Source organism: Sphingomonas caeni, from assembly GCF_026013415.1.
Classification (GTDB): domain Bacteria; phylum Pseudomonadota; class Alphaproteobacteria; order Sphingomonadales; family Sphingomonadaceae; genus Sphingomonas; species Sphingomonas caeni.
Map to the genome: position 1 here is coordinate 29,624 of NZ_JAPDOK010000006.1, position 13,191 is coordinate 42,814.

The window sequence follows — 13,191 nt, forward strand, 5'->3', positions numbered from 1 at the left end:
ATTGTGACTCGAATCCATAATGGATGATGCGTTGCCGCATAACGGCGATTGACGTCCGGCGCGCGCGAGTCCAGCATGATTGTCAGGATCGAAAAAAACGATCCTCGGGTCGCAAGAGGGGTTTTGCATGCCGTATGATTTCGCGCCGTCGCGGCGCCAGCTGATCGCTGGCGGCGCCGTTCTCGCTTCTATGCTGCCGGGCGCCGTGCCCGTCGCCAGCGCCAAGCCTTTCGCAATGCAGGATCTCGACGATTGGCAGGCGCAGGTCGGCCAGACCTTCGCGGTCAACGGCACGCCGATGCGCCTCGTCGCGGTGAAGCCGGGCAATCGTCAGCCCGCCGGCAGGGCCCGCAAGCACAATTTCACCACCGTGTTCGAGGTGCGTGGCGATGCGGTTCCCGCGGCCGGGCTCCACAAGGTTTCGCATGCCGATCTCGGCCAGGCTTCGCTCTATCTCGAGCCGAGCCTGAGCAAGGACGGCAAGGCCCGCCTGCGCGCCTCCTTCAGCTAAGCGCCGAAACCCTCGCCGATCGCTCCCCGGGCTGGCGCATGCGCCGGCCCGGCGATAGGCTGTTGCGAAACAAGCCGAGGGGGAGCGTCGATGGCCAGCCTGTTCCGTTTGAAGCCGATCGTGGCGGCGGAAGATCGCCCGCCCGAGCATCAATTGGCCCGCACGCTTTCCTGGCCGCATCTGGTCGCGATGGGGGTCGGCGCCATCGTCGGCACGGGCATATTGACGCTGATCGGCATCGGTGCCGAGCGCGCCGGGCCCGCGGTGATCCTGTCCTTCGCCGTTGCCGGGGCGATCTGCGCCTGCGCCGCGCTCGCCTATGCCGAGATGGCGACGATGATGCCCGCATCGGGCAGCGCCTATACCTATAGCTATGCCGTGCTCGGCGAGATCATCGCCTGGGTGGTCGGATGGAGCCTGCTCGCCGAATATACGCTGGTGGTGGCGACGGTGGCGGTCGGCTGGTCGGGCTATGGCAACGGGTTCCTGCTCGATCACGGCATCCATTTGCCCGCGGCGCTGACGCACGGCCCGGCCATGGCGGGCTGGCAGGTGGCCGAATGGGGCTTCAACCTGCCCGCCCTGTTCATCATCGCGGTGGTCGCCGGGCTGCTGTGCGTCGGCACGCGCGAGAGCGCGACGCTCAACGCGATCCTGGTCGTGCTGAAGATCGCCGCGCTCGCTTTGTTCGTGGCGGTTGCCCTGCCGCATTTCGACGCCGCCAATATGGAGCCCTTCAGCCCCTATGGCTTCGGCAAGCATCATGGCGGCGACGGCGTGGAGCGCGGGGTGATGGTCGCCGCATCGATCATGTTCTTCGCCTTTTACGGCTTCGATGCCATTTCCACGGCGGCGGAGGAGACCAAGAATCCGGGGCGCGACCTGGCGATCGGCATCGTCGGATCGATGGTGGCGTGCGTCGCCATCTACATGCTGGTCGGCCTCGCCGCGGTCGGGGCGATGCACTATTCGCGCTTCGCCGCCAGCAGCGAGCCGCTCGCGGTGATCCTGGTCGATATCGGCCAGCCCGTGATCGCCGACTTCCTGCGCGGCACCGCGGTGATCGCGCTGCCGACGGTGATCCTCGCCTTCCTGTTCGGGCAGAGCCGCATCTTCTTCGTGATGGCGCGCGACCGGATGCTGCCCGAGGCGCTCGCCAGGGTTTCGGCGGGCGGCAAGCCGCTGCGGATCACGATCTTCACCGCCTGTGTCGCGACCTTCTTCGCCGCCTTCTTCCCGATCGGCGAGATCGCGGCGCTCGCCAATGCCGGCACGCTGACGGCCTTCGCGGCGGTTGGCCTGTGCCTGCTCGTGCTGCGCCGGCGCGCCCCCGATGCGCCGCGACCGTTCCGCACCCCCGCCGCCTGGCTGGTGGGGCTCGGGGCGATCTTCGGCTGCCTCTATCTGTTCATCAGCCTCCCCACCAAGACGCAGATCGCGTTCGGCATCTGGAACCTGGTGGGATTGCTCGTCTACTTCGCCTATGCGCGCGGGAGTGCGGCTAGGGCGTAGGGAGCGAGCGAAGCATGAGCGGTTGGACGATCGGGATCATCGGCGGTTCGGGGCTCTACGATGTCGACGGCATCGAGGGGGGCGACTGGGTCGAGGTCCATAGCCCCTGGGGGCAGCCGTCCGACGAATGCTTCGTCGGGCATGTCGGCCATGTGAAGGCGGTGTTCCTGCCGCGGCATGGGCGCGGGCACCGGATCAGCCCGAGCGACCTCAATCCGCGCGCCAATATCGATGTGCTCAAGCGGCTGGGGGTGACCGATGTGCTCGCGGTTTCCTCGGTCGGGTCGCTGGTCGAGGATCGCCCGCCGGGGAGCTTCACGATCGCCGACCAGTTCATCGACCGCACCAAGGGCCGTCCGTCGAGCTTCTTCGGCGAGGGGATGGTCGCGCATGTCTCGATGGCCGATCCGGTCTGCCCGCGGCTCTCCGCGCTGGCGGCGGCATCGGCGCGCGCCGCGGGCGCCGAGGTGAGCGATGCCGGCACCTATCTGGCGATGGAGGGGCCGCAATTCTCGACGCGGGCGGAGAGCCATCTCTATCGCAGCTGGGGGTGCCACATCATCGGGATGACCGGCATGCCCGAGGCGAAGCTGTGCCGCGAGGCCGAGCTTCCCTATGCGCTGGTCGGCATGGTCACCGATTATGATTGCTGGCGCGAGGGCGAGGAGGCGGTCGATGTCGCGCAGGTGATCGCGCAGCTCGGCGCCAATGCCGAAAAGGCGCGGGCGATGGTGATGCACCTGCTCAGGAACCTGCCTGAGGAGCGGTCCGCGAGCCCGATCGATACCTGTCTCGACACCGCGCTGATCACCGCACCAGGGGTGCGCGATCCGGAGCTGTTGCGCAAGCTCGATGCGGTGGCGGGGCGGGCTTTGGGGCCGGTCTGACGATCAGGCCTTGGTCCAATATTGCGTCTGGCAGAGCGGGCCGATGCAGCCCTGGACCTTGAGCCGCGCGCCCTCGATCGCGAGGTAGGAGGTGTAGGTCTTGCCAGTCTTCGGATCGTAGATCTCGCCGGTCCACCATGTCTCCGCCGCCGTGAAGCCCGTGAGGATCGTCAGGCCCTGGATCGGGCGGTTGCGCTTGGCGGGATCGGGGTTGTGGACGTCGGTGGTCGCCTGGCCGGGGGCGGGGTTGCGGACCTCGACGATGCGGCCGCAGATCGCCTTGCCGCATGGGGCGATCGCCACCACCGCCTTGCCGTCGACGGTGAGCCAGCGGCCGGTGACCGGCGCGGGGGCGGCGGAGGTTGCCGCCAGCGCGAGCAAGAGGGCGACCGCCTTCATTCGGGGCAGATATGCGCAGCGACGGGCCCGGAAAGCGGATCGTCGGCGACCGGCCGGAAACCCGTCAGGCCCCCGGGATAGGGGTGCGTTTGGCTGAGTTTGCCATCTGCGTAGATCTCCACGCCGCCGGTGAACTCGGCCGTTTTCGCAGCGCAATTCACGGTGATCGACGCGATGACGGCGCGGGGCGCCAGGCTGACCCGGACCCTGACATACCGCAAGCCGCCCTCAGTGCGGACCGGAGCTATCTCGATCGCGGCGCCGCCTTGCGACTCGCCGATCTTCTCCCACGCTTCTTGCGGTGGGAGCGGAATGACGACGAGCGCGAATGCGGCGGCGAAGATCATGCGGCGAGCTTCCTCAAGACATACTGCAGGATGCCGCCGTTGAGGAAATACTCAAGCTCGTTGACGGTATCGATGCGGCACCTTGTGGTGAAGGTCTCGGTGCTTCCATCCTCGCGGGTGAGCGTGACCTCAACGTCCTGGCGCGGACGCAGGCCGGCGACGTCGTCGATCGTGAAGAGATCGCTGCCCTTGAGGCCGAGGCTCTCGCGGCCCACGCCTTCGGGGAACTGGAGCGGGAGGACGCCCATGCCGACCAGGTTCGAGCGGTGGATGCGCTCGAAGCTCTCGGCGATTACCGCGCGGACGCCGAGCAGGTTGGTGCCCTTCGCCGCCCAGTCGCGCGACGAGCCGGTGCCGTATTCCTTGCCCGCCACGATCACGAGGGGGGTGCCGTCGCGTTTGTGGTTCATGGCGGCGTCGTAGATGGGCATGACCTGGCCGGCGTAGCGGGTCATGCCGCCTTCCACGCCGGGGACCATCTCGTTCTTGATGCGGATGTTCGCGAAGGTGCCGCGGACCATGACTTCGTCGTTGCCGCGGCGGGCGCCGTAGCTGTTGAAGTCCTTGCGGCTGACCTGGTGCTCCTGGAGGAAGATGCCCGCGGGGCTGTCGGCCTTGATGCTGCCCGCAGGGCTGATGTGATCGGTGGTGATCGAATCGCCGAGGATCGCGAGCGGCTTGGCCTCGATGATGTCCTGCACCGGGGCGGGGGTCATGGTAAGCCCCTCGAAATAGGGCGGGTTGTGGATATAGGTCGAGGCGGGCGGCCAGGTATAGGTGTCCGAGCCCTCGACCTGGATGGCGCTCCAGTGCTTGTCGCCCTGGTAGACATTGCCATAGCGTGCCCTGAACATGCCGTCGTCGATATTGGCGGCCATCAGGTCCGCGACCTCGAGATTGGTGGGCCAGACGTCCTTGAGGAAGACCGGGCCGTCGGTGCCCTCGCCCAGCGGGGTTTCGTACATGTCCTCGGTCACGGTGCCCTTGAGCGCATAGGCGACGACGAGCGGGGGCGAGGCGAGGAAGTTGGCGCGGACGTCGGGGCTCACGCGGCCCTCGAAGTTGCGATTGCCCGACAGGACCGAGGCGGCGACGATATCGCCCGAAGCGATCGCGGCCGAGATCGGCTCGGCGAGCGGCCCCGAATTGCCGATGCAGGTGGTGCAGCCATAGCCGACCAGGTTGAACCCGATCGCGTTGAGGTCCTCCGAAAGCCCGGCCTTGTCGAGATAGTCGGTGACGACCTGGCTACCCGGCGCGAGCGAGGTCTTGACCCAGGGCTTGCGCGTCAGCCCCAGCGCACGCGCCTTGCGCGCGACGAGGCCCGCGGCGATCAGCACCGAGGGGTTCGAGGTGTTGGTGCACGAGGTGATCGCGGCGATCACCACATCGCCGTCGCCGATATCGTGATCGGCGCCCTCGACGGGGACGCGCGCGGCGCCCTCCTTCTTGTAGACCTTGAACAGGTCGCCGTTGAACACCTCGTCGACGCTGTCGAGCGACACCCGGTCCTGCGGGCGCTTCGGCCCCGCAAGGCTCGGGCAGACGCTGCCCATGTCGAGCTCGAGCGTGTCGGTGAAGATCGGATCGGCGGCATCGTCCTCGCGCCACATGCCCTGTGCGCGGCAATAGGCCTCGACCAGGGCGATATCCTGATCGGGGCGGCCGGTGAGGCGCATATACTCCAGCGTGCGGTCGTCGATCGGGAAGAAGCCGCAGGTCGCGCCATATTCGGGCGCCATGTTGGCGATCGTCGCGCGGTCCGCGAGCGTCATCGAGGCGAGGCCGGGGCCGTAGAACTCCACGAACCGCCCGACCACGCCCTTCTTGCGCAGCATCTCGGTGACGGTGAGCACGAGATCGGTCGCGGTGATGCCCTCGCCCAGCGCACCGGTGAGCTTGAAACCGACCACCTCGGGGATCAGCATCGAGACCGGCTGGCCGAGCATCGCCGCCTCGGCCTCGATTCCGCCGACGCCCCAGCCGAGCACGCCGAGCCCGTTGATCATCGTGGTGTGGCTGTCGGTACCGACCAGCGTATCGGGATAGGCGATCATCGCGCCGTCCGCCCCCGCCGACGACCAGATGCCGCGGCCGATATATTCGAGATTGACCTGGTGGCAGATGCCCGTCCCCGGCGGCACCACCTGGAAATTGTCGAGCGCCTTCGAGCCCCATTTCAGGAACTCGTAGCGCTCCATGTTGCGGTCATATTCGAGCTCGACATTCTCGCCGAACGCCTGGGGCGTGCCGAACGCATCGACCATCACCGAGTGATCGATGACGAGATGGACGGGGACCTGCGGATTGATCTTCTGCGCGTCGCCGCCGAGCTTGGTGATGGCATCGCGCATCGCCGCGAGATCGACCACGCAGGGGACGCCGGTGAAATCCTGCATCAGCACGCGCGCGGGGCGATACTGGATCTCGCGGTTCGAGCGGGCATCCTTCTGCCAGTCGACGATCGCCTGGGCATCCTCGCGCGTGACGGTCACGCCGTCCTCGAAGCGGAGCATATTCTCGAGCAGCACCTTCATGCTGAAGGGCAGGCGGCTGATGTCGCCGAGCTTCTTCGCGGCCTTGGGGAGGGAATAATAGGCGTAGGCGGTGCCGTTGACGCTGAGCGTGTCGCGGGTGCCGAGCAAGTCCGAGCCGGTGGCGGTCATATGACGGGGTTTCCTTCCCTGTTTTTGCCGGCGGGCTCGGGGAGGCGGGGCTGGCGGGATGCGCGGCGTTCGCGGTGGAGCGCCGCCCCCGCAGCTCCCGCGCGGGCCGCGCCGGAGTGCTGCGTGTGCGAAGAGTCGGGGAGCCGATAGCAGGGGAGGGGGGAGGGGGGAAGGGTGTGGGGGCTATTGCAGTCGCCGCGCGTGGCAATGCTTGAATTTGCGACCGCTGCCGCACGGGCACTGTTGGTTCGGCCCGACCTTTTCGCTGCGACGATCGTCCAACCGAAGATGGCCCGCGGAACGTATCCGAAGATTGATAGCTTCCTCCTCCAGCTCTGGCACGAGCTGCCATTCTGCAGCTATTCCCAACCCAAACCGAATTCGTCCGTCCTTCGGACCGAGGCAAATGCCAAACCACCTGTTGGCGTGCATCGTGTATTTTCGCATCTCGCAATGCGTCCTCAGCTTATCGTAAGCTTCCTGCTCAGGTAGCGAGTTGCAATGGATCGTCAGACCACAATCCGCCTCCTCAAACCACATTGTCGCATCGTGACTTCTCCCGTCACGACGCGCGCTATTCCGTATTCGGCGCAAGCCTCGATTTAGCGCGTCGCAGGTCGAACTACCTAAGCTAAGCAACAATTCACCTAGCTGATGGACATCCGGACGACTGGATTTGTTAACCTCGTCCAATATTTCTCCAAACGGAGTTCCCTTTTCCCGCGTCAGAAGGCCTTTCGGCGTCGAAGCGCCCTTTAAACCACGCCGCCTCACAGCCATCGCCAAGTCGAGTTCCACCAAGAATTCGTCCGGTAGGGACACGAACGCATCATTTTCTATCCAAAGATTTCTCTTTAGATGAAATGCTAGAATTATGAGCTCATGAGATGCTGTAATGCCTTGCGCAACCCTAGCGCGCTTAGCAAGATAATCACAGAAATAGAGAGGTGTGTTTAAAAATTCTGTAATAACGTCCAAGGTAAAAATATCAAATACCAATGGATACGACAGATAATCTTCGTCCAGCGTGCGGAGAAACTGCGCACATTGAAAAAGTAGGGCTGGATAGTGCTCGCTCGTAATGCATATCGGGTAAAATTTTCTTATGCTTTTTAGATCATCGAGATTTATCCGCTTCCCTTCCGAGTAAATCGGCGTTCCGGAGCGAAGGCAATTAATACAAGTAATGGCCTGATCGTAAGCTGACTGGACGGCCGAAGAAAAGTCACGGTTGATCGCCTGACTATTACCAGAACGCGCTACCTGAGTAAGTTTTTTGGATTTTATTTGAACAACGAACGCTCGTTCTCCAAAAATTATCAATGCATCTGCCTCTCCATCCGTTTTCTTTTTTCCACTCTTAAAGATAATATTCGATAATATTTTGTCGCTCGGAAAAATTCTCGACAAGAGCCGTCTGGCGGATCGCTCCGAAAAATCGCCTCTGTTTGCCAAGGCCGTATCTCGATATGCAGTATCATCGCTCATCCAGTAGAATGGGCAATCGTAAAGCGCCTCCGAGGCGCTATATTCAAGCAATAAGAAGAAATCACCATTCGGGGTGCGTATTATTGGGTAAGAGACTGCGTTATTAAACTCAGATAATGATGTGAATGAAGTATTCCTGTTATCAATTGGACACGAAAATGCTAACAGAACTTTTTCAACAATATCTTTATCTATTCCCGTATCACCGGAAATTTCTTCGGATGTAAAGCTGAAGAGCGAGATGAATGTCCGTCGTTCTGGGGTTAATGACGCGAGAGATCTGAGGCGATCTACGAGGCGCGTGTACATTATCTTGGTCGCCGCTCGTATTACTGAAGCCGCGTTCTCAATATCAAATCCCTTTTTGGTTGCGAACCATGCACGATCCTTTTCATAGCGCTCTTCAGCAAGTTCAATATATTGAAAGGGAAAAGCGGACTCTGCGGAATAGAAAACGGCTTCACGTAGGGCGCTCGCTCGAGTCAGTGGATTGGGAACTTCCAACCCTGCCTCTCTGCCTCTCAGTGCAGCCTGGAATTCTTCACGGGCTGGCTTAAGCAGAACGCCATGCAATTCCATCATGAGTCGATCAGTGGATTCGACCATTCTCTCAAATTCAAGTGGAGGTGGAATGTTGAAATCAATGTGTGCCGACATTAGAAGGCCAAGAAGGGTCACGAACTCTGATCTAATTAGCCTCTCAGGGCTATAGGATGGCAAGAAATCCTCCTTAGTAAATTCGGATCCTATGCTATGAATTACATTGTCTCTGTAGCCAAGGTAGGCCAATACATGAATATATCCCGGGCTCGTGCAGAGCTCCCGCAGGAGGATGAAGACCTCATCCTCCGTCCGGTCGTTCCGTTCTGCGATCGCAAAGCGTGGCAATTCTGGCGGGCGGGCACTCTTTCCCTTCCAGTGTCTCCTTCGTTGGTCGTGCGGTGATCGACTCATGAGTGGAACATATCGTGAAATCGGACCCGCGGAAATGGGGGTCGCATAGGTGGTAGCTATGAACGCGGACAAACCACGCTGGCATATTCCCATTTTGTTCTGTCCTACAGCCCCGAACATGTGACACCTGTCCTGCTCCTTTAGCTTGAGGAGTGAGTCGGATGGCGGGTGAGGCGGGGGCTGGGCTTAGCTTTGAGATCGACGACGAGGGTGGTCCCTTGCCGGGCTGCCCCACCCCAACCCCGCATCAGGTAAACAGCGCCCCGCGCTGTTTAGGTCATGCCGGGGGCACGACCGACCTGACGCGCCTGAAGGGGAGGGGCTTGGAAGAAGGGCCGCTCACCCCCCGCAAGCCCTGGTCGAAATGGACGGCGGATACCGAGCGGGCGTTTCTGGTGGCGCTCAGGCTCACGGGGCAGGTGAGCAAGGCGGCGGCGGCGATCGGGCGGAGCAGGAGTTCGGCGCAGTCGCGGCGGCGGACGCATCCTGGGTTCGCGGCGGAGTGGGACCGGGCGATCGCCGAGCAGCAGGCGGAGTGGATCGCGGCGGCCGAGGCGCGGCTGGGGCCGGGGCTCGATGCGCCCGAGGATGGCGAGGCGGGCGGGCGGCTGACGCCGTGGCGCGACCGGACGGGCGGCTGGGATGCGGCGAAGCGCGGGACCTTCCTGCGCACCCTGGCGCGGACCAAGAGCGTGAGCCGGGCGGCGGAGGCGGCGGGGATGTCGGCCTCGGCGGCCTATTATCTGCGCGGGCAATCGCCGCGCTTCGCGGCGGCCTGGGAGGAGAGGCTGCGGGCCGGGGCAGGCTCGGTGCTCGACGCGGCCTATGCGCGCGCGGTCGAGGGCTGGGAGGAGCCGATCGTCCAGGGCGGGCAGGTGGTGGCGGTCAAGCGGCGCTATTCGGACGGGCTGCTGCGCGACCTGCTGCGCGCCGAGCAGGGCGCCGGCAAGGCGCGGGCCGACGCGGCGGCCGAGGCCGATCCGCTGGTGGCGCAGGCGCGGGCCGAAGTGGCGGCGCGCAAGGGCGAGCGCGATCCGATGGGCGGGCCGTGGAAGAATGCGGCGGAGCGCCATGCCTATGAAGTCGCCAAGGCGGCGGGGGGCGCGTTCGTGCAGAAGGCGACGACCGAGGACCTGACCGATGCGATCCTGAAGAATCTCGACATCCTCGGCCAGCGGCATCGGAAGCGAGCGGCCACGCTCCATGCGGCGCAATGGGCGCGCTGGCAGCGGCGATGGGGGAGCCACTACGGGCAGGGACGCACGGCGCGGCAGCGGAAAATGGCGCGTCCGTGATCGCCGTCACGGGTTGCCTGGCCCGGGCCCGCCTATTCCGATCGCGCGAACCGTGAGAGGCGCGAAAGCCGGTTGTGAGCCGGGGCGGACGATGTAGGATCGCCGCGGGCGGGTGCCGCGACGAGCACCTCCGGAGGTCGCATGGATTTCACCGGGGCGGTTGCGCGCCGGATCAGCCGAAGGGGGTTTCGATGGGAGAGTTTCTGCCGCTCGTGCGCAAGGGCGCCGGTTATGTCGGGCTTGCCGACGATCTGGAGGCGATCGAGGCGCTGGTGAAGATCGCGGAGAGCTGGGCGGGGCCCGAGCGGCCCGCGAAGCTCGCGGACCTGCTGACCAAGGCGATCGCGGATATCGACGATGCCTCGGTCAAGAAGGTTTTCGGCGATCTGGGGCTGGAGCCGGTGCGCGCCAAGGTGGCGGCGCTGCTCGCCAAGGTGAAGGCGGCGGGGGCGAAGATCCCCGACTGGGCGAAGACGCTGGCGCGGCCGCTCGACAGTTTCGGCGAGAGCGATCCCGGCGCGCTTTCCTGGACCCCGCTCAAGCTCGACGAGACGGTGCCGCTCGACGAACCGTTCACGCTGGGGGTGAAGGCGAGCGCGGTGCTGAGCTGCGCGGCATCGACGACGACCGAGGCGTTCGGGAGCCCGGCGACGCGGCTGCTCAAGATCGCGGCGCATGGCGATGTGAGCGCCCAGGGCGGGGCGGAGATCCCCTATGCGATGGGGGCGATCAAGGCGGGGGCGAGCGCGGGGGCGGCGCTCGACCTGGCCTATTATTATGCGACCGGGGACAAACGGATCTACGTCGCGGCGCTGGCCGAGGGGCTGGCGCGGGCGCCGCTGCCGTTCGACTATTCGGCGGTGTGGGAAGCGGCGGCGCGGCCGGGCTTTGCGGGCGTGGACTATGTGTTCGCGGCGAATGCGGGGGCGAACCTCGATGTCGGGCTCGCCTATCTGATCGAGGCGGGGGATCTGAAGTTCGACCTGGGCGGCAAGGTGTCGGTCGCGGCGAGCTATGCCAAGGGGTATCGGCTGACGCTGTCGCCGGTGCAGCGCGAGGGAGCCACGGCGCTGGCGATCTCGCTCAAGCGGACGCGGCTGAGCGCGCTGACGATCGGGGCGTCGCTGAGCGTGACGGTCGACGCGCCCAAGCTGCGCGCCAAGGTGCAGGATATCGTCAAGACCAAGCTCAAGCTGTGGGACGCAGCGCGGGCGGAGATCCAGACGATCCTGTCGCCGGGGACCTTCCTGCAGACCAAATTGCTCGGCGAGTTGGGGCCGGCGCTCGACCGGCTGGTGAAGAACGAGGCGTTGCGCAACGCGCTGGCGCATGATCTGGGGACGGTGCTGGGGCAGGACAGCAGCGATGCGGGGCTGGCCGACTGGCTGTCCGACGCGATCAAGGGCGCGATCGACCGCGCCTCGGCGAGCCTGACGGGCAAGGCCGAGACCGCGGTCACCGAGGTCACCGACAAGGTGATGGCGGACCTCGGCAATTGGGTGCCCGACGAGGCCAAGGCGGCGGTGAAGGCCGAGATCGCCAAGCTGATCGGATCGGTGCACACCGGGTTCGGCGATGCGGTGCAAAAGCTGCTCGATTCGTTCGCGGGCGACGGCAAGGCCTTCCAGAAGCTGCTGCAGGACGCAGGCGCCAAGGTGCAGGGGGCGATCAAGACGATCGACGACGCGTTCGCGGGGGTGCGCGACCTGCTGACCAAATATAACGCCGCGATCCACGACATCGCCGAAAAGGCGCAGGCTGCGGCCGAGAAGAAGATCTCGATCGCGATCACCGTGCAGAACAAGCGCACGCACGAGCTGACGCTGACCGTGAAGGGGGTGTTCACCGATCCCAATAAGGCGGCGGACATGTTCGGCTGGCTGACGCGGGGCGATCTGAAGACGATCCGGAAGCATTGGGACGACCTGGTGAACGGCGCGCATGACGGGTTCCTGCTCGATCCGGCGTCGAGCATCGAGGAGCATGACCGGCTCGAACAGTCGGTCGGGTTCGAGATCATGGTGCTCGGCTTCGGCGCGACCTATTCGGAGAAACTGACGGTCGATGCCAAATCGACGCTCGACGCCGCGGGCAATGTGCTGATCGACACCAGCGCCAATTACGAGAAGCGCGTGAAGGGCGGCAATGTCGAGCGGACCGCGAGCTTCGGCGACGTGCTGGGCGTCGCGGCGGCGAAGAGCCTGGCCGAGGGGCAGGGCGCGCTGGTCTCGCGGACGATGCGGATCGGGGTGAGCGCAAGCTATCAGGACGGGAATTACAGCGCGGCCAAGCTGGCGGGGTTCCTCGACGATCTCGAATCGCCCGATCATCTGCTGATCACGAGCGCCGAGGGCGCCGATGCGCGCGCGGCGTTCGCGAAGCTGGTGGCGGGATCGGCCGGCGGCACCGCGAAGGCGGGGATCGCGGCCGAGCTGTGGCTCGACGACAAGCTCGCGCAGAGCGTGATGCTGTTCGGCGAGGCGATCCCGGGCAAGCCCTATCGCGACCCTACCGGCATGCTCGCCTGGGCGGGGCGGCGGCGCGTGTTCGAGGCGGGGCTGGAGGGGCTGCTCTCGGCGGGGACCGAGAGCAATACGCGCTCGCGCAAGGAAACGCTCAAGAAGCTGACCAGCGCGGCCGATTTCATCATCGACGAGGAGCGCGACCAGATCCCCACGCCATTGCCGGCCGATCTGGCGGGCAAGTTCCTGCTCTTTTCGCGCGGCGCGGTCGAGGAGATCGAGCGCTATCACGACCCGCGCAGCTTCCCCGGCGCGGCCAGCGACGACGCCAACCGCTTCGTGCGGACCTATTACCGGCTCGACGATCTGGCGACCGCGATCGAGCGGCTGGGGCTGGTCTATCGCGCCTCGCCGGTGGGCGACGAGGCGTGGAGCGCGAAGCGGTACGAGCAGCAGCAGGAGGTGATCGCCTATCGCACCGCGCGCTGGCTCGCGGCGGGATCCCCCTTGTTCGCCAAGGACCGCAATTCGGTCGAGCCGGTGGTGCTCGCGCTGATGCTGACGCTCGAGGATCTCGCCGGGGGGATCGAGTCTCCGGTGGTGCTGACGCTGACCGATTACAGCGATCCGGTGCAGCCCCGGGCGCTGGTGATCTGACCGGCTTGGAACC

General features: G+C 64.8%; 9 protein-coding genes. 5 read left to right on the top strand and 4 right to left on the bottom strand.

What is annotated here, in order from left to right; genetic code table 11:
- The first annotated feature begins 127 nt into the window (after positions 1-127).
- The 3 genes from OF829_RS14975 (at position 128) to mtnP (ending at position 2,910) form a co-directional block, all read left to right on the top strand.
- A complete protein-coding gene (locus tag OF829_RS14975; RefSeq protein WP_264940904.1) occupies positions 128-511 on the top strand; it encodes a DUF6916 family protein in 384 nt (127 codons plus the stop codon).
- Between the two features lie 90 nt (positions 512-601).
- Entirely contained in the window at positions 602-2,023 is a 1,422-nt protein-coding gene (locus OF829_RS14980) for an amino acid permease (RefSeq protein WP_264940906.1), read from the top strand.
- A gap of 14 nt (positions 2,024-2,037) precedes the next feature.
- Positions 2,038-2,910, top strand: a complete 873-nt coding sequence (gene mtnP, locus OF829_RS14985) for an S-methyl-5'-thioadenosine phosphorylase (protein ID WP_264940908.1) — start codon at positions 2,038-2,040, stop codon at positions 2,908-2,910.
- A gap of 3 nt (positions 2,911-2,913) precedes the next feature.
- On the opposite strand, the gene OF829_RS14990 is transcribed toward mtnP, so the two are convergent.
- The 4 genes from OF829_RS14990 to OF829_RS15005 all read right to left on the bottom strand — a co-directional run bounded on the left by OF829_RS14990 (position 2,914) and on the right by OF829_RS15005 (position 8,392).
- Entirely contained in the window at positions 2,914-3,309 is a 396-nt protein-coding gene (locus OF829_RS14990) for a DUF2147 domain-containing protein (RefSeq protein ID WP_264940909.1), read from the bottom strand.
- Complete coding sequence (locus tag OF829_RS14995; protein WP_264940910.1) at positions 3,306-3,656, bottom strand: hypothetical protein; 351 nt, start codon at positions 3,654-3,656, stop codon at positions 3,306-3,308. Before OF829_RS14995 ends, OF829_RS14990 begins: the two co-directional genes overlap by 4 nt.
- Complete coding sequence (gene acnA, locus OF829_RS15000; RefSeq protein ID WP_264940912.1) at positions 3,653-6,322, bottom strand: aconitate hydratase AcnA; 2,670 nt, start codon at positions 6,320-6,322, stop codon at positions 3,653-3,655. The genes OF829_RS14995 and acnA overlap by 4 nt, the downstream gene beginning before the upstream one ends.
- A gap of 183 nt (positions 6,323-6,505) precedes the next feature.
- Positions 6,506-8,392, bottom strand: a complete 1,887-nt coding sequence (locus OF829_RS15005) for an SEC-C domain-containing protein (RefSeq protein WP_264940913.1) — start codon at positions 8,390-8,392, stop codon at positions 6,506-6,508.
- A 695-nt stretch (positions 8,393-9,087) separates the two neighbouring features.
- Between OF829_RS15005 and OF829_RS15010 the strand changes: the two genes are divergently transcribed.
- On the top strand, positions 9,088-10,059 hold the full coding sequence (locus tag OF829_RS15010) for a hypothetical protein (RefSeq protein ID WP_264940914.1): 972 nt from the start codon (positions 9,088-9,090) through the stop codon (positions 10,057-10,059).
- Positions 10,060-10,250: 191 nt separating this feature from the next.
- The gene (locus OF829_RS15015; RefSeq protein WP_264940915.1) at positions 10,251-13,178 is read left to right on the top strand and encodes a hypothetical protein; all 2,928 of its coding nucleotides are present in this window, start codon (positions 10,251-10,253) and stop codon (positions 13,176-13,178) included.
- The last annotated feature ends 13 nt before the right edge of the window (positions 13,179-13,191 follow it).